A 19763-nucleotide genomic window follows, 5' to 3' on the forward strand; every position below is an offset into this window, starting at 1 on the left:
CTTCTCAAAGTATCAATTTCGGACTGCCAAATCCGCCACATGCAAGTATTGCCTGACTGATGCCCGGTAACGGCACGATGCGGTCAACGCATCCGGTTGCCACGGCCTCGCGGGGCATGCCGTAGACCACCGCACTGTCCTCTGATTCCGCCAGCACCTGGCCGCCCCGTTCCTTGACTGCAACCACCCCTTTGCTGCCGTCATTGCCCATACCGGTCAGTACCACCGCCAGCATCCGGCTGCCGTACAGCGGGGCGCAGGATGTAAACAGCACGTCAGCAGAGGGGACATAACGATCACTGGCTTCCGGCGGTTTTACCCTGGCGCGGATGCCGGCACCAACCTCTTCAAGCAGCAGATTACAGCCACCAGGGGCGATCAGTGCCAGACCCGGCTCAACCGGATCCCCATCATGGGCCTCACGTACCGTAAAGGGCGAGGTACGGTTCAGGCGGTCAGCAAAGGCCCGGGTAAATCCGTGGGGCATATGCTGGGCAACCACCACGGCAAAAGGGTAGCTTTGGTCAAAAGAACTGAAAATCGATTGCAGGGCCGGTGGTCCGCCGGTTGATGAGGCAATAGCCACCAGTTCAACGGCACGTTTGCCGGCAGACCGCAACGGTTTGCGCGGCTTATCCAGCTCCGGCAGCGGTGCTGTCTGGCGAGCCTTTTTACTGAGCAGGCTCACCATGATCTGCTTTACCTTCCACTTCAGATCCAGCTCAATGCTGTTCAGTTCGAGGGCATTACCCTGAATCGGCTTGGCCACAAAATCAAGCGCCCCCATTTCAAGGGCGCGAAAGACCTTGTCTGCGTCAGACAGGGCACTGATGACCAGTACCGGCAGACTGAAGCGGCTGGTCAGAATCCGCAGCAGGGTAAAACCGTCCATGCGCGGCATCTCCAGGTCAAGGGTCACCAGATCAGGCTTGAGTGAAATAACCTGGCGGATCCCCTCCTCGCCGTCCACCGCATAGCCGACCACCTCAACCCCGGGCATTCCCTCCAGCATCTTGCTGATACTGCGACGGCTATAGGCCGAATCATCCACCACCAGTACCCGGATCGGTTTCATCAGACACCTCCTGCTGGTGAGCTGACCGGTTTCTGGTACACCATGTCGTTCTTGAAGTGGCGCAGATTAAACAAGGTTGTGATATTCATCAGTGATTCAGAGTGCCCCAGCAGCAGGTAGCCGGAATCGCGCAGGACCTGATAGAACGACTCAACCACCTTCTTTTTGGCCGGTTGATCAAAATAAATGATGACATTGCGGCAAAAAATCAGGTCAAAGCTGCCCAGCATCTTCATCCTGGTACTGTCCAACAGGTTCAGGTGACTGATGGTAACCAGTTTTCTGACATTGTCCAGAACCCGGAAGCCCCCTTCGGGTTGCTGGGCAAAATACTTGTTTTTATAGTAGTCATCGGTTGAGCGGAATGCCGATGCTCCATAGATACCGCGGCGGGCATGCTGCAGCACACGCTGGCTGATATCAGTGCCGACAATCTCGATCGACCAGTCACGCAGGCAGTCCATCTCAAGCAGCAGCATGGCAATGGTATACGGTTCTTCACCGGTTGAGCAGCCGGCAGACCAGACCCGGATACGATGATTGTGCTCCCGTGCCCCTCTGGCAGCACAGATCTCCGGAACAATCTCATCGGAAAAGGCCTTGAGCTGGTATTCCTCACGAAAGAAATAGGTTTCGTTGGTGGTGAGCAGATCCATGATCTCTTCCAGTTCCTGATCACGCTTGCGGTTAAAACGCAGCAACTGATAGTACTCACGGAATGATTTCAGCTGATGGACAACCAGCCGGCGACTGAGCCTTTTTTCCAGCAGGTAGGAATTCTGGTCGTCAAACCAGAGGCCGCAGTGACTGTAGACCAGATCACGCAGCAGCCGGAATTCCTCCTCAGACATCAGTATTTCCGGTTCAAAAGGACACATCTTCAGTCTGCGCCCAGCTGAGACCTGATCTCGGCCCTGACCAGATCATTATCTTCGCGATCCAGAGCCATCTGCAGCAATGTCGTACGGTCTTCAGCAGGCAGAGCGCTGCTGGCCCTGACAGCGGTTATTCGCACATCCCAATCCTGGTGACAGATGATATGATTAAACCAGGGCAGCAGCAGCGACAGGTCGTAACGGTGCAACAGCTCGACCGCTCCCTTCAGCACCTCACCGTCACGCCGTCCCAGATCCCTTGAAACCGCCTCCAACGCTGCGACTGAGCCGATCTGCTCAAACGCTTCGAGACAGGCCAGCTGCACCACTTCATCTCCCTCTTCCCAGAGTTGCAACAGATCAGGCAGTGCGGCCTCGCCAGCCAGCTGTACCAGGCTACGCAGGGCAGCGGCCTGGACCCAGGCGTCATTGTCATGCAGAGACAAACGAAGCGGTGCAATGGCGGCATCGTCCCGGCAGTCTCCCAGTGCCTCGGCAGCAGCAATCCGGACATCAGGTTCCTCATCAACCAGTGCCATCATCAGATGGGAACAGCCCTCGGCAGGTCTCAGTTTTCCGGCAGCTCGGGCAGCAGATTCACGCACCGAGGCATTTTCATCTTTCAACAGCCGGGCAAGCTGTTCACCATCCTGAACGGCAGCAAAGAGCAAGGCGGCCCCTCTGCGCTGTTCAGGATCCGGCGCAGATGCCAGCTGCTTTGCAGCAGTTCCGATCACCTGGAGGTCACTATCAGCGTAATGAAGCAATGCTGCCAGTGCTGCTGCCCGCACCAGGGCGTCCTCATCATTCAAAAGCTCTGCAACCTGTGCAGGCAGTTCCGGATCGGTCAGTTTGGCAGAGGCATAGACTGCAGCGATGCGTACCTGGGCTGCCGTATCCGCGAGGGCACAGCGGATAGTTTCCACCCCTTCCGGTGCCCCGCAATTCCCGATAAATCTGCACAGGGCAGACCGTTCATCAACCGATGCTGTTATAGCAAAACGTGCATTGGCAGCTCTGACCGCAGTGAGCCCCAGCTGTCGTAATGCCGATTCTGCTGCCGCTGCCAGACGTTCATCCGCCAATGCGGAAAACAGTACCTCAAGACCACGCGGATCTGCCAGCAGCCCCAGAATTGCTACAACCGCCTCGTTCACCCCGAGGCTGGCGGGGGTACATGCAGCAATCAACTGTTCGATCAGCCCTTTATCAGCCAAAAGCTGCAGGCGTGCCTTGGCCTCTGACAACCCGGCAGCATCGAGGCGTTGCAGCACCTGTGCCAGCGAGCTGACAGCAGCCTGGCGGACACTGGGCAGGTGTGACAGCACCCCCTCCAGCAGTAACTCAACAGCATCATGATCGCTACCGATTTTGCCGAGGCACTCAAACACGGCCCGTCGCAGGAGATCCTGCCCGGCAAGCTGCTTGACAACCGCCGGCAATGGCCCGGCAACCCCGATCCGCCCCAGTGCAGCCAGGGCATTGAAGCGGAAAAATGGTTCCTGATTATGTTCAAGATGCCGTAACAATTCGGGAACGGATTCCGCGTTACCTGCAACCCCCAACCCTTCAGCTGCTGCTGCAGCCACGTTGCTGTCCGGGTCTGACAGGGCACGGGTCAAACCGGCCAACGCCTCTTCACCGCCCAGGGCACCCAGGGCATCCACCACCAGCTTGCGCAGGTCATGATCCGCATCGTTCAGATAATCCAACAGAATCGGCACAACCCTGACGCCGCATCTGACCAGCAGCTCGGCAGTTGCATTGCGCAGCCCTGCATTTTCCTCATCCCGCAACAGGTCGATCAGCTGATGGATATCATCCTGGTCAGGCCGTGCTGCCAGCACAACCTCCACAGCCTGCTTACGCACACGCCAGCTTTCGTCACCAAGAGCAGCAAAGAGAACGGCTCTACTTTTCCGCAGGGGCAGATGGCGCTGTTCCTGCACAGCCCGGTAGCGTACTTCTTCGTCATGGTCTGCAGCCATCTGGCGGCTATCAGGCATCGCCATGCAGCATTCCCTCCTGAATCTGTCCCTGGGGGTGTCGTGCTGAAGGGGTAAAGAGGAAATCGATATCAAGCACCAGATAGAGCCGCTCATTGCAGAGGCACACTGCAATCAGAAATTCAGCCCCTACCCCTTCGATCATATCGGGTGGCGGTGTCAGATCCCGCACCGGCACCGTCACCACTTCATCAAGGTCATCCACCGCAAGGGCCACCAGACGTCCTGCCACCGATACGATCATCAGTTTGCCCGGTCCGCCGGGCCGGGGTGGCATCCCGAAACGGGCACGCAGGTTCATGACCGGGATCACCTGTCCACGCAGATTGATCATGCCGTCAAGGCTGCTGTTCTGCAGCGGAAATCCCGCAAGCTTCTGCGGAATGACGATCTCCTTGATCCGCATGATATCAATGGCGAACAGGTTGTCCCCCATCAGAAAACCTGCCAGTTGCAGCTCCTGAACACCTGATTCCATGCTAGGCAACCTCACCAAGGGCAGTATCAACCACCTTGCAGATATCCAGAATGATCAGCATCCGTTTTCCGGTCCTGCCGATACCCGACACAAATTCACGGGCCACCCCTTCAAGCATCGACGGTGTGACTTCGCGGTCGGTTGTGGCGATCTTGACCACATCGGTCACCCGGTCAACCCGTAAGCCATGCAGGCTGTCGCCACAGCGGACAATAATGATCCGTTCCTGACCGGCATCGTACTCAAGAGACATACCGAGCCGCTTGCGCATGGTAAAAACCGGCACAATCACCCCGCGCAGGGAAAGCACGCCATCCACAAAGCCGGGTGTTCTGGGCACCTCGGTCAGTTCCCGGGACTTGATGATCTCTTTGATCTCCATGATGTTGATGCCGTACTCCTCATCACCCAGCCGGAAACAGAGAAACTCTTCAAACAGCTCTTCAGGTACAGCTGTCTGGTGCTCCTGCTCAGTCTCCGGCAGCACCGTACCGCTCGTGGAACGGTCAGACTCCCTGCCGGCAAGAATCACAGACAGCGGGTCAAAATGGGCTGCGACAGGGACGGCACGAACCATGGCCGGCCCGGGGAAGGAAACCGGCGCAGCTTGCTGAGCAACGGAGTCATCGGATAACGTCAAGGCGGGCGGCACGACATGATCGGGCTGCAGGACGACCGGTTCCGGCAATGGAGCACTGAGCTCCTCGGTTGCCCCTGGTGCCCCCTCCTGCCGCGCCTTGTTGCGAATCTTGGCCAGTTCCATCAGAGCGTTACCTCATCACGAACTTCCTGAATAATTGATGCATCTATGACAGCAGCATCACTGCCGTACGCCACCAGCAATGCATTGGTGGCCACAGCATTGATCCTGCGCGGAACCCCGGCTGACAACTCGTAGATTGCCTGTACGGCATCCGGTGTAAAGATCCCCGGAACGCCACCACTTGCCACTATTCTGAAATCGAGGTATTCCATGGTTTCCTCAAGGGAAAGCGGCTGCAGATGAAAATGCAGGGAGATACGCTGCCTGAGCGGTTCCATCGGCTGATATCTGAGCAGGCTGCGCAGTTCGGGCTGCCCCATGATCAGGACACTGATCAGGTTATGATCATCCATCTGGTAGTTGGTCAACAGGCGGATCTCATCAAAGACTTCAAGCTCGGTTATGGTCTGGGCCTCGTCAATCACCAGCACCGGGCAGAGATTGTCCCGGTACAGATCGTAAAGCCTGCCGGTAATCTGGCGCAACAGATCATCCTTGCTGCGGGCAGGTTGCTCAATGTCCAGTCCGTGGGCCATGGTACGCAGAAACTCAAGCGCCCCCATGCGGGGATTAAAGATCAGGACAAAGCGATAGCCCGTGCCGCAACGATCCATCAATGCCCTGGACAGGGTGGTCTTGCCGCAGCCGACATCACCGGTCAAAAGGGCAATTTCACGTTCTTCCACCGCATATTCCAGCCTGGCCAATGCCTCTTCATGCCCTTTGGAGAGGAACAGAAAACGCGGGTCCGGCGTCTTGCCAAACGGCTTTTCCTTCAGGCCGAAATACTCCTTGTACACGGCCTACGCCCCGCTGCCACGCATGGTTTCAGCAATAATGCCGCCAGCGTCCAGCACCAGGATGGTGCGCTGATCCCCAAGGTCCGCTGCACCCGAGATACCGCGCAACGCCCTGAAAGCCGGTCCCAGAGGTTTGATGACAATATCCTGCTGTCCCAACAGGTCATCCACCACAATACCCAGCCGTTTTTCCGCTGAACCGACCACCACGACATACTGTTCTCCGGGATTAATCCCGACCCGCTCAACCCTGAAGAGCCGTTCCAGCCGCAGCAGCGGCAGGGTCTGCTCGCGCAGATTGATCACTTCCTTGCCTTCAACGGTCTTGATATCAGCAGGTTCAAGTATCAGGGATTCAACCACCGAGGTGATCGGTATTGCGTAGGTGCGCCCGGCGCAGAAGATAATCAGAGCCTTGATGATGGCCAGGGTGATCGGCAATATGATTGTAAAGCGGGAACCCTGCCCCAACCTGGTTTCAATATCAACCATGCCGGATACAGCAGCAATATTGTTGCGCACCACATCCATGCCGACACCGCGGCCGGAGATGTCGGTGATCGCATCTGCCGTAGAAAAACCGGGCATAAAGATCAGGTCAAGTGCCTCGCGGTCTGACATGCCGCTAATATCCTGCACCAACCCCTTGGACAGGGCCTTTTGCTTGACCTTTTCAAGGTCAATGCCGGCGCCATCGTCCTCCACTTCAATCACAACATGGTTGCCCTTCTGAAAAGAGGAAAGACGGACCGTACCCCGCTCATCCTTGCCGCTAGCCAGCCGCCGTTCCGGCGACTCGATGCCATGATCAATGGCATTCCGGATGATATGCATCAGCGGGTCGGCAATATCCTCCACAATCAGCTTGTCAAGCTCCGTCTCGGCGCCATACAGCTTCAGCTCGATCTTCTTGCCCTGCTCACGGGAGATCTTGCGCACAATCCGGGACATCTTTTCATACAGCTGCCCCACCGGGATCATGCGGATATCCATGACCCCCTTTTGCAGGTCGGTCAGGCGCCGTTCAAGACCCTTGGCCGCCTTGCCCAGATCAATGGCCATCCGGGAAAACCCTTCGGTCCGCATCCGGTTGGCAATGGATGAAATGGAGGAGTGGGCCAGCACCAGTTCTCCCACAATATTCATCAGTTCATCCAGCTTACCGATATCCACCCGCACGGTTCGGCTCATGCTCTTGGCAGAAAAGGCCTCATCCGGGCTGGCGCTGGGCAGCTCCGAAGCAGGCAGCACCACGGGAGTATCTGCTGTTTCCGATGCAGAGGCAGTGACAGCAACCGGCTGGAAATCGGCCCGGTCCGGTAGCGCTGCTGCCTTTGCATCTCCCTTCGCAGCTCCCGCCAGCAGGATGGATACGTCAAGATGCTTCAGGAGCGCTGAAAGTTCCTGTTCATTGCGATCCGTTCCCACCAGCAGATCAAAATCGATATGGGTTTCGATACGTTCGCCAACGCTTGGCAGGGTACTGATGACCTCGCCACACCCTTTCAGGATATCGGTCAGCTCAGCCAGTCCCTGATCAAAGGTCGTCAGTTCAAAGGAGGCATGCACCACATAGATATGGCGCCCCTTGCTGCAGTTTTCTTTCAGGCGGTGTTCTTCGTACTCGGTCAGCGCCCCCATCAATGAGTCTGAAAGGCCAAGTTGTTCAAGCAAGGGAGGGGCAGAGACCGGTTCAACAGGATTGAGACAGGCTGCAATGGCAGATGCATGGGCGGAGGCGGCAGCCTGATGCTGATCAAGGGTACCGTCAACACAGGCGCGCAGCAGTGTCGTAAGCAGTGCAGCAGAGGAAAACAGCAGTTCCAGCACCGCAGGGGTAAGTGAAATCTTCCCCATCCGTAACCAGTCAAGCAGGTTCTCGGCATGATGGGCGGTCTCAGCGATCATGCCAAAGCCAAACATGCCTGCCAGTCCCTTCAGGGAATGGGCACCACGAAAAATGGCGTTCAGCAGATCAGGCTCCCAGGCCCCCTTCTCAGCCATGTCAGCCAGGTCGGCCAGTTGCGTCCCGAGCTCTTCGACAATTTCCTCGGCTTCTGCCAGAAAATCACGCGCTGCGTCAGATGATGGGGGGGAGGACGAACTCATAGAAACCTTTTAACTATCTCAAGAAGTTGTTCCGGCTGGAATGGTTTTACCAGATACTCATTGGCCCCCAGGGAAAGCCCCTTTTCAATATCTTTACGGCTTCCTTCGGTGGAGATGACAACGACCGGGACATCCTTATACATAGGGTTGTTTCGAATGAAGCTGAGCAGTTCAAGCCCATTGATATCCGGCATATTGATATCGGTCAGAACCAGGTCAACCTGCTCACGGGGCAGCATACGCAACGCTTCAAAACCATTTGGAGCCTGCACAGTAGCAATGGTTCCCAATGTTTCCAGAGTGGAAACCAGCAGTGAACGCATGGCCGCCGAATCATCAACAATAAGAATGGTGAAGGTCTTCATGAATACAGGTTCCTCCAAACCTCTGACCCGTGAAAGTCGCTAGCCCTGCAATGGTAAAATATCTTTGAGGTTGTTCAGCAAAGCAGTGAACTGTTCTCCCTTGGTGTCACCGCGGCGTGGTTTGATCAGAAATGGACAGCCCAGGCCGGCAAGCTCAGAGACAGCCTCGGCATGATGAAAATCGGAAACCGCCACAAGCCTGATACCGGCAAAGTTTCGCTGTAACAGCTGGATCAGTTCCAGTCCTCCCAGCACACCGGTACCATCCATCTTTGGCATGATCAGGTCCACCAGCACCACCGGACAGGAACCGGAACGGAACAGCGCATCCACCTTCACCAGCGCCTCTTCACTTCTGGTGAATACCGATACGGTAAACCAACGTTGCAGTTCATCAGCCAGCGCCTCTGCCATGCTGCTGTCATCGTCAACAACCACCATGGCTGGCAGTGCTGTTTCAGGTTCCAGGGCAGGAGGTTCCAGAATCTCTTCAAGCGGTTCCCGGCCCTCATCAGCCCCAAGCTGTTGCTGGACACGCACGGCCTCGGCAACCAGCTGGTCCGGAGATTTCTCGCCCAGCTCCAGGATCAGTTGCACCGGGTCAAGATAGGCGGCATCCACTGTTTCAACATCAAGAGAAGCACAGTCGAAGCTCCCCTCTGTCCAGGCAAACAGGGTCATCAAGACGTTGCTGATCTGTTCCCGCACGGTCTGCTCAATCAGCTGCAGGTCAACATGGAAACGATGGTGCAGGATCGTGCCGATCCGCTCACGGAACTGCTCCTGCTGCTGGATAGCCAGGGCCTGCTGCACCATCTCGGGAGTGGCGGCACCATTACGGATCAGCAGTTCTCCAAGGCTCTGCTGGAAGCCGGTAGAGGTGACTCTGACCAGCAGGCCGTCACGGAACTGCAGCACCGCCTCACGCCCTCTGCTTTTCAGGGTCAGAATACCGGTACGCCGGCTCACTCCGACAATCTGAAGGATTTCGTCAAGTCCCAGTTCTTCCAGTTTTCCATGCAGTCCGCTCTGCATCTGCACGACAGTTCTCCTTACCGGTAATACCACGACAAACAAGGCGATAATGATAAACCACAGAATAGTTTGAGTAAAGCCATATCACTGTTTAGAGGGTTTTCTTTCCCTGCCGTCAGCCTGCTTTCGCTCCCTGCCACGGAACAGTAACCTGAACGGCGTCCCCTTGAAACCAAAGGCATCCCGGAAGCGGTTGCCCAGGTACCGTTGGTACGGCGTCAGCACTCCGTCGGGCTGGTTGGTGAAGATGGCAAAGGTGGGCGGCTTGACCGCCACCTGGGTGGCAAAATAGAATTTGACCCGCCGGGCGTGGTGCAACGGGGCATGGTGGGCCTCCACCGCTTCCTTGAAGACACGGTTCAATTCAGATGTTGTAACCCTGCGGGAGTACTGTTCTGCCACCTCTGCTGCCTCTTCCATCACCTTATGAATCCGCTGACCGGTCTTGGCCGAAACGAACACGATCGGAGCAAAGGCCAGAAACTTGAATTCATACTGGATTTGTTCCACAAACTTGCCGATGGTCTTGTTATCCTTCTCCAGGGTATCCCACTTGTTGACCACAAACAGACAGGCACGGCCTGCCTCGTAGACATACCCGGCAATATGCTTGTCCTGCTCCGTGATACCGTCTTCGGCATTCAGCACGATCAGGGCCACATCAGCCCGTTCAATACTCTTCAAGGCATCAACAACGCTGTATTTTTCAAGCTTCTGGCTGGTCTTGCCCTTACGCCGGATACCGGCCGTATCGATCAGGCAGTACCGTTTCTTGTTACAGGTAAAAAAGGTATCCACCGAATCGCGGGTCGTGCCGGCAACGGGATTGGCCACTACCCGCTCAAAACCGAGCAGCCGGTTAACCAGCGATGATTTGCCCACATTGGGCCGCCCCACCACCGCGATCCTGGTCACTTCATCTTCGCCCGGCAACGGTTCATCAGGCAGCAGGGCCTGAACCTCATCCAGGAGGTCTCTGATGCCACGATTGTGCGCCGCCGAGATGGTATGCATGTTGTCGATACCCAGGGCATAGAACTCGGCTGCCTCGTTCTCGATCTTCTCACCATCCACCTTGTTGACCACATAGAAGACCGGCTTGTCCACCCGCCGCAGCATGGTGGCAACTTCATTATCTGCCGGGGTCAGTCCCTGCTTGGCATCCATCAGAAACAGGATCACGTCAGCCTCTTCCATGGCCAAAAGCGACTGTTCGCGCATCTGCTGCAGCATCCGGTCTTCAGTGACCGGCTCAAACCCGCCGGTATCCACCAGGATAAACGGCTTGTCGTAACGCTCCACCACCGCGTAGTTGCGATCACGGGTCACACCAGGCATATCATCCACGATAGCCCTGCGCTCGCCTACAATCCGGTTAAACAGGGTTGATTTGCCCACATTTGGACGGCCTACTATGGCTACTATTGATTTCATGTATAAGCCTCTTTCAAAATGTCACGAGGAAGGCCGGATATAAGGCGCACGGAGCGCAGCGATTGAGACATACCATGTAAGGTAGGCGAAAGAGCGAGCACCGCGCAACGCAGTAGACGGCCTCCGCAGTAGTTTTGAAAGAGGCTCACTCGTATCCTAACTCCCGCAGCATGGCGGTCCGCTCGGTCCAGCGTTCCTGCACCTGCACAAACAACTCCAGATAGACCTTGGTTCCCAGCAGGCGTTCGATATCACGACGGGCCTGCTCACCTATTTTTTTGAGCATGACCCCTTTTTTGCCAATGATGATTCCTTTGTGGGAATCCCGTTCCACCATGATGGTGGCGTTGATTGCCACCAGCCCGTTCTCCCGCTCGGCAAACGCCTCCACCACCACGGCTGTGCCATAGGGCACCTCGCGGTTGGTCAGGCGGAAGACCTTTTCACGGATCAGCTCTGCCACAATAAACTTTTCCGGCAGATCCGTCAGGATATCATCCGGGAAGAGCGCCTCACCCTCCGGCAGGTGTTCCCGCACCAGGTCCACCAGACGCTCAATATTACTGCCGCTTTGGGCGGAGATCGGGATGATCTCCGGAAAGTCATACAGGTGGGTATAGCTCTCAATCACGGTAAACAGCTTTTCTTTAGGGGTGACCTGATCGATCTTGTTCAAGACCAGATAGATCGGCGCTCCGGCCTTTCCACAGATATCCTTGATGAATGCATCTTCAATCTTCTGGGTGGCATCCACCACCAGCAGCATCAGGTCAATCCCGGTCACCGCCGTCATGGCAGCATCCACCATGGCCCGGTTGATCCGGGTACGGGCAGTATGGATACCAGGGGTATCCACAAACACGATCTGGCTGGTCTCATCGGACAGGATGCCACGGATCACGTTGCGGGTGGTCTGGGGCTTGTCCGAGACCGCCACGATCTTCTCACCGAGAATCCGGTTCAACAGGGTGGACTTGCCCACATTGGGACGACCGATAATCGAGACAAATCCTGCTTTGTACGTTGAAGTATCCATACGTTAGAGAGCCTCTTGCAAAATGTTGTGAGGAAGCCGAGATGCACGGCGCAAGCGAATGAGGAAGTGAGACGTACTATCCAGGTACGTTGAGCTTCCGAGTGAGTGGCAACAAAGCAGATTGGCTCCGCAGCGGTTTTGCATGAGGCTCAGTTCTTTCCGCCCCAGGTATCACGCAGGGTCACCACACGGTTAAAGACCGGTTTGCCCGGCTGTGAATCCTTCTGATCAGCGCAGAAATAGCCCAGACGCTCAAACTGGAAGCTCTGGCCAGGTGCTGCATCCAGCAGCGACACTTCAACCCGACACTGCGGCAAAGTCTGTAGGGAGTCAGGATTCAGGAACTGCTTGTAGTCTGCCCCACCCCGGTCAGGGTTGGCATCACTGAATAGCCGATCAAACAGACGGGCTTCCACAGTTGCAGCATGGGGAGCTGACAGCCAGTGGATCACCCCTTTGATCTTACGGCCATCCGAGGTCATCGGCCCGTTGGTTGAGCCGGGATCATAGTCGGCATGCAGCTCAACCACCCTGCCCTGCTCATCCTTGATCATACCGGTACACTTGACCACATAGGCATACTTCAGTTTAACTTCGCCACCAACCGTCAGGCGATGGAATCCCTTGGACGGGTTCTCCATAAAGTCATCCGCATCAATCAGGATCTCGCGTGAAAAAGGCAGCTTGCGTGTACCTAGTTCAGGCTGTGATGGATGATTGGCCACCTCAAACTCGTCCACCTGTCCTTCCGGATAGTTGTCGATGATCAGCTTGATCGGATGCAGCACGGCCATGGCCCGCAGGGCAGTATCGTTCAGATCGTTTCTGACACACTCCTCCAGCAGCTCATAGCCGATCCAGGCATCACTACGCCCCACCCCGATCCGGTCACAGAAGGTACGGATCGCTGCCGGAGTGAAGCCGCGACGTTTCAAGCCCATGATGGTGGGCATGCGGGGATCATCCCAGCCATTCACCAGGCCGGTCTGCACCAGTTCCTGCAGTTTGCGTTTGCTCATCACGGTGTAGGAGAGGTTCAGGCGGGCAAACTCGTACTGCCGCGGCTTGGCAGGCACCGGCAGGTTGTCCAGAAACCACTCGTACAACGGACGATGTGATTCAAACTCCAGGGTGCAGATGGAGTGGGTAATCTCTTCAATGGCATCGGACTGGCCATGGGTAAAGTCATACATCGGGTAGATGCACCAGGCATCCCCCACATGGGGGTGGCTGGTATGCAGAATCCGGTACATGACCGGGTCACGCAGGTTCATATTGGGAGAGGCCATGTCGATCTTGGCCCGCAGCACCTTGGCACCGTCGCTAAACTCACCGGCCCGCATCCTGCGGAACAGGTCCAGGTTTTCCTCCACACTGCGGCTGCGGAACGGAGATTCCTTACCTGGCTCCGTCAATGTGCCGCGATACTCCTTCATCTGTTCCGGGGTCAGGTCATCCACATAGGCCTTACCCTGCTGAATCAGGTACTCGGCCCACTGGTAGAGCTGTTCAAAATAGTCCGAGGCGTGATAGAGATGCTCGCCCCAGTCAAATCCCAGCCAGCGCACGCTCTCCTTGATCGACTCAATATACTCGGTCTCTTCCTTGACCGGATTGGTGTCATCAAAGCGCAGGTGACACTGGCCGCCAAAGTCGCGGGCCAGACCAAAGTTGAGACAGATCGACTTGGCATGGCCGATATGCAGGTAGCCGTTGGGCTCAGGTGGAAAACGGGTCACCACGGTCTGATGCTTGCCACTGGTAAGGTCGTCACTGACAATGGTGCGCAGAAAGTTTGCTGTTGGGGTAACGGTTTCAGTGCTCATGCATAACCTCTCAATACTTATAACAACTCGCCCAGCAGGGAGTTGGCATATCCTTCCAGAATCTTCACATCCACCAGCCTGCCGATCAGGGCCGGAGAACCTGCCAGATTAACGATCCGTCCACTGTCGCAACGGCCACTGACCTGCCCATGCCGCTTGGCCAGCCCCTCCACCAGCACCTGCTGGGTCGATCCGACATAGGCCTCGTTGTGGATACGGGAGTGCACCGCCTGCAGCTTCTGCAGGCGATCCAGCCGCGCCAGCTTAACCTCTTTGGCCAGGTCGTCACTCAGCTCAGCAGCCTTGGTGCCGGGCCGGGGTGAATAGACAAAGGAAAACAGGTCAAAGTAGCGCACCTCTTCCATCAACGAGAGGGTCTCTTCAAACTCCGCCTCAGTCTCACCGGGAAATCCGACAATCATGTCACCGGTCAGTTTGATGCCGGGCCGGGCCTGACGCAGCTTGGCAATCGTCTCCAGATAATGTTCGCGGCTGTACCCCCGGTTCATCGCCTTCAGGATCCGGTTGTTGCCGGCCTGGGCCGGCAGGTGCAGGGAACCGCACAGCTTGGGCAGATCAGCAAAGCAGGCAATCAGGTCGTCAGACATATCCTTGGGGTGGGAGGTCACAAACCTGACCCGGTCTATACCGGACACTGCCGCCACAGCCCTGACAAGCTCGGCAAAGGAGGGCTGCTGCTCTCCCCGCAAGCCGTAGGAGTTGACGTTCTGTCCCAGCAGAACAACTTCGCGCACTCCCTGTTCAGCCAGATCCTGCACCTCCTGCAGGATCTCGGCAAAGCGGCGGCTGATCTCCCTGCCCCGTACATAGGGGACAATGCAGTAGGAGCAGAAGTTATCACAGCCCTGCATCACGGTGACAAAGGCGGAGACCCGTTTGCGTCCTTCAATCGGTGGAAACAGGTCAAGCCGTTCGCTGCTGTCCAGAAAATCGGTCTCAGCCCGTCGCCTGCCGGCTTCAGCATCTTTTACCATCTCCGGCACCAGATGCAGGTTATGGGTGCCAAACACCAGATCAACCCAGGGAAATTTCTGCAGCAGCTCCGCCCCCATCTGCTGGGCAACGCAACCGGCCACCCCGATCAGGGTGCCGGGCTTTTTACGCTTCAGGTTCTTCAGGTTGGCGATATTCTGGAGCAGACACTCCTCTGCCCCGGCCCGCACGGTACAGGTATTGAACAGGATCAGAGCGGCCTCATGCCTGCGGGTTGTCTGGGTATAGCCCAGTGGCTGCAGCATGGTCACAATCCGCTCAGAATCGTTGACATTCATCTGACAGCCAACCGTATCAATGTAGAGTTTTTTCTGGTTCATAGAATCGTTTTTTATAGTGTTTTTGGGGCATTCCGTCAATACAAAGCTGGTTGACACAACTAGTTTTTGTGGCGCAGCCAGCCTAGGCCTGCTATAGTACACCACTTATTCAGATTCCATTTCAAGGCGCTCTCTTCGTTGGCTCGTCTTCGGTTCCTCGATGTACTATGTTGTACACCTGTGTCACCGAACTCCTCGCCGCCTTGATATCATCCTTGAACTGGAATCTGAATTATTATTCAACAAGGATGTATTAACCATGAAGATAGCTGACAAACTTGCAACCGGTTGCCGTTTTGTCTCGGTGGAATACTTCCCCCCCAAGGAGCGCCAGGACTGGCCTGCCTTTTTCAAGGTGGTAGAACGTCTGGCCAGCCTGAACCCGCTGTTTGCCTCGGTCACCTATGGCGCCGGCGGCAGCAATCAGGACGCAACCCTTGAGATTGTGACCCATATGCAGCAGCAGCTGGGGCTGGAGACCATGGCCCACCTAACCTGCGTGGGTGCCCAGGCAGACCGCTTGAACCGTTTTCTTGACGACCTGTCAAAGGCCGGTATCCGGAACATCCTGGCCCTGCGTGGTGACCCTCCCCTGGAAACACCGGTGGAGCAGCTGACTGAGTCACCTTTTCATTTTGCCTCTGATCTGGTCTCCTTTGTGGGCCAGTCCCATCCGGAGATGGGGGTTGCAGTGGCAGCCTACCCGGAGACCCACCCTGAGGCTATCAGCCCCGAGGCGGATCTGGGCTACCTCAAGCTGAAGATGGATCTGGGGGGAGCCTTTGCGGTTACCCAGCTCTTTTTCGACAATCAACTCTACTTTGATTTTGTAAAGCGCGCCCAGGGGCGGGGTATCACCAAGCTGATCATCCCCGGTATCCTGCCGGTGTTGAACCTGAAGATGATCGAGCGGATCAAGCAGCTCTCCGGCGCCTTTATCCCGCCTGACTTCATGGCAGCCCTGGAGGCTGCTGACCAGCGTGGCGGCGCAGCAGAGGTACGCAAAGTGGGGGTAGCCCATGCCCGCAAACAGGCCGAAGAGCTGCTGGCTAGCGGCGTGCAGGGGGTACACCTCTACACCTTTAACAAGGCCGAAGCCATACTTGAACTGACCGAAGGACTCTTGCCATGATCAACAATCCCGTACTGCAGGCCCTTTCCCAGCGTATCCTGATCCTTGACGGCGCCATGGGCACCCAGTTGCAGGCCCGTAACCTGACCGCTGCTGATTTTGGCGGAGAAGCGTATGAAGGCTGTAATGAGATGCTGGTCTTAACCCGTCCTGGTGTGATTGAGGATGTGCATAAGGCCTATCTGGAGGCTGGCGCTGATATTGTGGAGACCTGTTCCTTTGGCTCCACCGATATCGTGCTGGCTGAGTATGGCCTAGCCGACAAGGTCTTTGAATTGAACAAGGCTGCGGCCCTGGTGGCACGCAAGGCCTGCGACGCTTACAGTACCCCTGACAAGCCGCGCTTTGTGGCCGGTTCCATGGGTCCTACCACCCGTACCATCTCGGTCACCGGTGGAGTAACCTTTGAACAATTGGTCAGCGCCTTCAGGGATCAGACCATCGGCCTATTGGCTGGCGGGGTTGATCTGCTGCTGCTGGAGACTGCCCAGGACACCCTCAACCTCAAGGCTGCCGCTGAAGGTATCCGGCTGGCCTTTGAACAGACCGGACAGCGGGTACCGCTGATGGTCTCCGGCACCATTGAACCGACCGGCACCATGCTGGCCGGCCAGAATGTGGAGGCGCTCTACGCCTCCCTGACCCACCTTGAAGAAAATCTGGGACTGATCAGTATCGGCCTAAACTGCGCCACCGGTCCTGAGTTCATGACTGACCACCTGCGGGCCCTGTCCGAGCTGGCCACCTGCCATATCTCGGTCTACCCCAATGCCGGTCTGCCGGATGAGAACGGCCACTATGCCGAATCTCCCGACTCTCTGGCCCAGAAGCTGTCCCGCTTTGTGGACCAGGGCTGGCTGAACATCATTGGCGGCTGCTGCGGCACCTCGCCGGCCCATATTGCTGCCATTGCAGGCATGGCCCAGGGCAGACAGCCCCGTAAACCGGTTACAACCCGCCGCAGGCTGGTATCCGGCATTGAACCGCTGTTTATTGAAGAGGATAACCGGCCGATACTGGTGGGAGAGCGGACCAATGTGATCGGTTCCCGCAAGTTCAAGAACATGATCGTGGCCGGTCAGTTTGAAGAGGCGGCCGAGATTGCCCGGGCCCAGGTCAAGACCGGTGCCCAGGTAATTGATATCTGCGTGGCCAATCCGGACCGTGATGAGCTGGCCGACATGGAGCAGATGCTGCTCTACCTGCCCAAGAAGGTACGGGCGCCGATCATGATCGACTCCACCGATGCAAACGTAACTGAACTGGCACTGCAGCGGTTACAGGGCAAATGCGTGATCAACTCCATCAACCTGGAGGATGGCGAAGAACGCTTTGCCAAGGTAGCGCCGCTGCTCAGGCACTACGGCGGTGCCGTGGTGGTGGGCTGTATTGATGAAGATCCCGCAAACGGCATGGCCGTTACCCGCCAGCGCAAGCTGGAGGTAGCCCGGCGCTCCTATGACCTGTTGGTCAACAAGTACGGTCTGCGGCCTGAAGACCTGATCTTTGATCCCCTGGTCTTTCCGGTGGGCAGTGGTGATGACAACTACATCGGTTCTGCCGTGGAGACCATTGAAGGGGTGCGCTTGATCAGCGAGACCTTCCCCCAGTGCAGCACCATTCTGGGGATCTCCAACGTCTCCTTCGGCCTGCCCGCAGCGGGCCGCGAGGTGCTGAATGCAGTGTTCCTGTACCACTGCGTCAAGGCCGGTCTGGGCTATGCCATTGTCAACACCGAAAAACTGGAGCGCTACGCCTCCATACCTGAAGAAGAACGCAAGCTGGCTGAAGACCTGATCTTCTGGCGCGGGACAGATCCGGTGGCGGCCTTTGCTGCTGCCTTTCGGGACAAGAAACCGGTCTCCCATGCCCCGGCAGCGGAACTGCCGTTGGATCAGCGCTTGCCGCTCTACATCATTGAAGGCAGCAAGGATGGCCTGACCGCTGATCTGGATGCTGCCCTGAGCCGGGGCGACAAACCGCTGGAGATCATCAACGGCCCCCTGATGGCCGGCATGGCTGAGGTGGGCAGGCTGTTCAACGACAACCAGTTGATTGTGGCCGAGGTGCTGCAGTCTGCCGAGGCGATGAAGGCAGCGGTCTCCCACCTGGAACCGCACCTGTCAAAGGATGAGACCTCCAGCAAAGGCAAGATGCTGTTGGCCACGGTCAAGGGTGATGTGCATGACATCGGTAAAAACCTGGTAGAAATCATCCTCTCCAACAACGGCTTTGAGGTGATCAACCTGGGGATCAAGGTCGGACCTGAAGAGTTGATTGCCGCAGCCAAGCGTGAAAAACCTGATTTCATCGGTCTGTCCGGCCTGTTGGTCAAGAGTGCCCTGCAGATGATTGTCACTGCCGCAGACCTGAAGGCAGCCGGCATTGATGCGCCGCTGCTGGTGGGGGGTGCTGCCCTGTCCCGCGCCTTTGCCGACACCCGGATTACACCTGAGTATAGCGGCCCGGTGTTGTATGCCAAGGATGCCATGGCCGGCCTGGAACTGGCTAACCAACTGGTTGATCCTGCACTGCGTCAGCAGTTGATGCTTGACCTGGCCCGCCAACAGGAGGCCAGCGCCAAAATTGCAGCAGCCAAGGCCGCAGGCCAATCAACCGTTGCAACCGGCTCAACACACTCAGCTATCAGCTGCAATGCTCCCATCCCGGCGGCTCCGGACCTTGAACAACATATCCTGCGGGATATCCCGGTTGGCCAGATCATCCCCTACCTGAATCGTCAGATGCTCTATACCAAGCATCTGGGCCTGACCGGGTCGGTGGACAAACTGCTGGCCGGCCAGGATGAAAAGGCGACCAGGCTGCACCTGACGGTAGAGGCGATGCTGGAGCGGGTACTACAGGAAGGTCTGATCAAGCCCCAGGCCATCTACCGTTTCTACCAAGCCAACGGAGATGGCAATGAACTGATCCTGTTCAATGCAGATGGCAGCGAGGCAACCCGCTTCAGCCTGCCCCGCCAGAAGAGCGGCGAACAGCTCTGCGTGGCAGACTTTGTCCGGCCGCTGGCTGGCAACGAGAAGGACAGCATGGCCCTGTTTGCCGTCACCTGCGGTCAGGGGGTACGGGAACTGTCTGAGCAGTGGAAGGCTGATGGGGATTACCTCAACTCCCACCTGCTGCAGGCTCTGGCCCTTGAAATGGCCGAGGCCACCGCAGAATACCTGCACAAGCGGATCCGCACCTCCTGGGGGATCGTGGATGACCAGGCCCTGACCATGAAGCAGCTCTTTAATGCCGACTACCAGGGCATCCGGGTCTCCTTCGGCTATCCGGCCTGCCCGGAACTGGCTGATCAGAGAAAACTGTTTACATTGCTGAAGCCCGAGCAGATCGGCATTAACCTGACGGAAGGGGATATGATGGACCCCGAGGCCTCGGTCTCGGCCTTGGTGTTCCATCACCCGGAAGCCAAATATTTTGATGTCAGCAGGTAGTCACCCCTTGAAATCAAGCATCTTGATGCTTACGTTT

Annotated in this window: 15 protein-coding genes; 2 read left to right on the forward strand and 13 right to left on the reverse strand. The window is 56.9% G+C overall.

Annotated elements, in window-relative coordinates:
- Positions 1-4: 4 nt before the first annotated feature.
- The 13 genes from cheB to miaB form a co-directional block, all read right to left on the reverse strand.
- On the reverse strand, positions 5-1075 hold the full coding sequence (gene cheB, locus FY034_RS09650) for a chemotaxis-specific protein-glutamate methyltransferase CheB (RefSeq protein ID WP_265549959.1): 1071 nt from the start codon (positions 1073-1075) through the stop codon (positions 5-7).
- A complete protein-coding gene (locus tag FY034_RS09655; protein ID WP_416222761.1) occupies positions 1075-1926 on the reverse strand; it encodes a CheR family methyltransferase in 852 nt (283 codons plus the stop codon). Before FY034_RS09655 ends, cheB begins: the two co-directional genes overlap by 1 nt.
- Before the next feature lie 29 nt (positions 1927-1955).
- Positions 1956-3962, reverse strand: a complete 2007-nt coding sequence (locus FY034_RS09660) for a HEAT repeat domain-containing protein (protein ID WP_265549962.1) — start codon at positions 3960-3962, stop codon at positions 1956-1958.
- On the reverse strand, positions 3949-4434 hold the full coding sequence (locus FY034_RS09665; protein WP_265549964.1) for a chemotaxis protein CheW: 486 nt from the start codon (positions 4432-4434) through the stop codon (positions 3949-3951). Before FY034_RS09665 ends, FY034_RS09660 begins: the two co-directional genes overlap by 14 nt.
- A gap of 1 nt (position 4435) precedes the next feature.
- A complete protein-coding gene (locus FY034_RS09670) occupies positions 4436-5197 on the reverse strand; it encodes a chemotaxis protein CheW (RefSeq protein WP_265549967.1) in 762 nt (253 codons plus the stop codon).
- Entirely contained in the window at positions 5197-5997 is an 801-nt protein-coding gene (locus tag FY034_RS09675; protein ID WP_265549969.1) for an ExeA family protein, read from the reverse strand. Before FY034_RS09675 ends, FY034_RS09670 begins: the two co-directional genes overlap by 1 nt.
- A 3-nt stretch (positions 5998-6000) precedes the next feature.
- Complete coding sequence (locus tag FY034_RS09680) at positions 6001-8106, reverse strand: chemotaxis protein CheA (RefSeq protein WP_265549971.1); 2106 nt, start codon at positions 8104-8106, stop codon at positions 6001-6003.
- The gene (locus FY034_RS09685) at positions 8103-8471 is read right to left on the reverse strand and encodes a response regulator (RefSeq protein ID WP_265549973.1); all 369 of its coding nucleotides are present in this window, start codon (positions 8469-8471) and stop codon (positions 8103-8105) included. Before FY034_RS09685 ends, FY034_RS09680 begins: the two co-directional genes overlap by 4 nt.
- Before the next feature lie 39 nt (positions 8472-8510).
- Entirely contained in the window at positions 8511-9506 is a 996-nt protein-coding gene (locus FY034_RS09690) for a response regulator (protein ID WP_265555251.1), read from the reverse strand.
- An 84-nt stretch (positions 9507-9590) separates the two neighbouring features.
- Positions 9591-10940 (reverse strand): ribosome biogenesis GTPase Der, encoded by a 1350-nt coding sequence (gene der, locus FY034_RS09695; RefSeq protein ID WP_265549975.1) that lies wholly within the window; start codon positions 10938-10940, stop codon positions 9591-9593.
- A gap of 145 nt (positions 10941-11085) precedes the next feature.
- The gene (era, locus tag FY034_RS09700; RefSeq protein WP_265549977.1) at positions 11086-11976 is read right to left on the reverse strand and encodes a GTPase Era; all 891 of its coding nucleotides are present in this window, start codon (positions 11974-11976) and stop codon (positions 11086-11088) included.
- A gap of 149 nt (positions 11977-12125) precedes the next feature.
- Positions 12126-13802 carry a glutamine--tRNA ligase/YqeY domain fusion protein gene (locus tag FY034_RS09705; RefSeq protein ID WP_265549979.1) on the reverse strand — a complete coding sequence of 559 codons (1677 nt, stop codon included), beginning with the start codon at positions 13800-13802 and terminating at the stop codon, positions 12126-12128.
- A gap of 17 nt (positions 13803-13819) precedes the next feature.
- The gene (miaB, locus tag FY034_RS09710; protein WP_265549981.1) at positions 13820-15136 is read right to left on the reverse strand and encodes a tRNA (N6-isopentenyl adenosine(37)-C2)-methylthiotransferase MiaB; all 1317 of its coding nucleotides are present in this window, start codon (positions 15134-15136) and stop codon (positions 13820-13822) included.
- 259 nt (positions 15137-15395) lie between these two features.
- Between miaB and FY034_RS09715 the strand changes: the two genes are divergently transcribed.
- Positions 15396-16268, forward strand: coding sequence for a methylenetetrahydrofolate reductase (locus FY034_RS09715; protein WP_265549983.1), 873 nt, complete (start codon positions 15396-15398; stop codon positions 16266-16268).
- A complete protein-coding gene (gene metH, locus FY034_RS09720; protein WP_265549984.1) occupies positions 16265-19726 on the forward strand; it encodes a methionine synthase in 3462 nt (1153 codons plus the stop codon). Before FY034_RS09715 ends, metH begins: the two co-directional genes overlap by 4 nt.
- The last annotated feature ends 37 nt before the right edge of the window (positions 19727-19763 follow it).

It is taken from the genome of Trichlorobacter lovleyi (genome assembly GCF_015239775.1).
In the GTDB taxonomy this organism is placed as follows: domain Bacteria; phylum Desulfobacterota; class Desulfuromonadia; order Geobacterales; family Pseudopelobacteraceae; genus Trichlorobacter; species Trichlorobacter lovleyi_B.

What these genes read in the sequence shown, in the direction of transcription:
- FY034_RS09665 (WP_265549964.1), bottom strand. Translation starts at nt 4,434, where the DNA reads ATGGAATCAGGTGTTCAGGAGCTGCAACTGGCAGGTTTTCTGATGGGG.
- miaB (WP_265549981.1), bottom strand. Translation starts at nt 15,136, where the DNA reads ATGAACCAGAAAAAACTCTACATTGATACGGTTGGCTGTCAGATGAAT.
- FY034_RS09715 (WP_265549983.1), top strand. Translation starts at nt 15,396, where the DNA reads ATGAAGATAGCTGACAAACTTGCAACCGGTTGCCGTTTTGTCTCGGTG.
- FY034_RS09680 (WP_265549971.1), bottom strand. Translation starts at nt 8,106, where the DNA reads ATGAGTTCGTCCTCCCCCCCATCATCTGACGCAGCGCGTGATTTTCTG.
- FY034_RS09690 (WP_265555251.1), bottom strand. Translation starts at nt 9,506, where the DNA reads ATGCAGAGCGGACTGCATGGAAAACTGGAAGAACTGGGACTTGACGAA.
- FY034_RS09655 (WP_416222761.1), bottom strand. Translation starts at nt 1,926, where the DNA reads ATGTCTGAGGAGGAATTCCGGCTGCTGCGTGATCTGGTCTACAGTCAC.
- FY034_RS09670 (WP_265549967.1), bottom strand. Translation starts at nt 5,197, where the DNA reads ATGGAACTGGCCAAGATTCGCAACAAGGCGCGGCAGGAGGGGGCACCA.
- FY034_RS09660 (WP_265549962.1), bottom strand. Translation starts at nt 3,962, where the DNA reads ATGGCGATGCCTGATAGCCGCCAGATGGCTGCAGACCATGACGAAGAA.
- FY034_RS09685 (WP_265549973.1), bottom strand. Translation starts at nt 8,471, where the DNA reads ATGAAGACCTTCACCATTCTTATTGTTGATGATTCGGCGGCCATGCGT.
- era (WP_265549977.1), bottom strand. Translation starts at nt 11,976, where the DNA reads ATGGATACTTCAACGTACAAAGCAGGATTTGTCTCGATTATCGGTCGT.
- metH (WP_265549984.1), top strand. Translation starts at nt 16,265, where the DNA reads ATGATCAACAATCCCGTACTGCAGGCCCTTTCCCAGCGTATCCTGATC.
- der (WP_265549975.1), bottom strand. Translation starts at nt 10,940, where the DNA reads ATGAAATCAATAGTAGCCATAGTAGGCCGTCCAAATGTGGGCAAATCA.
- FY034_RS09705 (WP_265549979.1), bottom strand. Translation starts at nt 13,802, where the DNA reads ATGAGCACTGAAACCGTTACCCCAACAGCAAACTTTCTGCGCACCATT.
- cheB (WP_265549959.1), bottom strand. Translation starts at nt 1,075, where the DNA reads ATGAAACCGATCCGGGTACTGGTGGTGGATGATTCGGCCTATAGCCGT.